This window comes from Cupriavidus sp. 22TCCZM01-5, from assembly GCF_057798915.1.
Genome location: NZ_JBYOJR010000085.1, coordinates 1 through 1,115 on the forward strand (window position 1 = coordinate 1; position 1,115 = coordinate 1,115).

Sequence of the window (1,115 nt, forward strand, 5' to 3'; positions counted from 1 at the left end):
ATGCTGCCGTGCTCCATCACATAGAAGCGGTCGGCCAGCGGCGCGGCGAAGCGGAAGTTCTGCTCCACCATCACCACCGTATAGCCCTTCTTCTTGAGCATCAGGATCATGCGCGCGAGCGCCTGCACGATCACCGGCGCCAGACCCTCCGAGATCTCGTCAAGCAGCAGCAGGTTCGCGCCGGTGCGCAGGATGCGCCCGACCGCCAGCATCTGCTGCTCGCCGCCCGACAGGCGCGTGCCCTGGCTCTGGCGGCGCTCCTTCAGGTTCGGGAACATCTCGTAGATCTCGGCCTCGCTCATGCCCTTGCCGCTGTCGGCGCCCTTCAGCACCGGCGGCAGCATCAGGTTCTCCTCGCACGACAGGCTCGAGAAGATCGCCCGCTCTTCCGGGCAATAGCCGATGCCGTAGTGCGCGATCTTGTGCGTCGCCAGGCCGATGGTCTCGTGGCCGTTGACCTTGATCGAGCCCTTGCGCGCGCCAGTCAGGCCCATGATCGCGCGCAGCGTGGTGGTGCGGCCCGCGCCGTTGCGGCCCAGCAGCGTCACCACCTCGCCGCGGTTCACGGTCAGGTCCACGCCGTGCAGGATGTGCGATTCGCCGTACCAGGCGTGCAGGTCCTTGATCTCGAGCGCGGGTACGCTGGATGTCGTCATGTCGATGGCCTCCTCAGTGCGCGCCTTGCAGCTCGGCGTCGGCGGTGCCCATGTAGGCCTCCATCACGCGCGGGTCTTTCGACACTTCAGCGTACGGCCCTTCAGCGAGGATCGCGCCACGCTGCAGCACGGTGATCTTGTCGGCGATCGACGACACCACGTTCATGTTGTGCTCGACCATCAGGATGGTGCGGCCCGCCGAGACCTTCCTGATCAGCTGCGTGACGCGGTCCACGTCCTCGTGGCCCATGCCCTGCGTGGGTTCGTCGAGCAGCATCAGCTCGGGCTCCATCGCGAGCGTGGTGGCGATCTCCAGCGCGCGCTTGCGCCCGTACGGCAGGTTCACCGTGACGGTCTGCGCGAACTCGGTCAGGCCGACCTGCTCCAGCAGCTCCATCGCGCGGTCGTTGAGCACGTCGAGCGAACGCTCGCTGCGCCAGAACTGGAACGCGGTGCCCA

At 66.8% G+C, this 1,115-nt stretch carries 2 protein-coding genes; both read right to left on the reverse strand.

Features of this window, described 5'->3' with window-relative positions; genetic code table 11:
* A partial coding sequence (locus AC3FNH_RS32510) for an ABC transporter ATP-binding protein (RefSeq protein ID WP_488723003.1) occupies positions 1-656 on the reverse strand: 656 nt, incomplete at its 3' end.
* Between the two features lie 13 nt (positions 657-669).
* A partial coding sequence (locus AC3FNH_RS32515; protein ID WP_488723004.1) for an ABC transporter ATP-binding protein C-terminal domain-containing protein occupies positions 670-1,115 on the reverse strand: 446 nt, incomplete at its 5' end.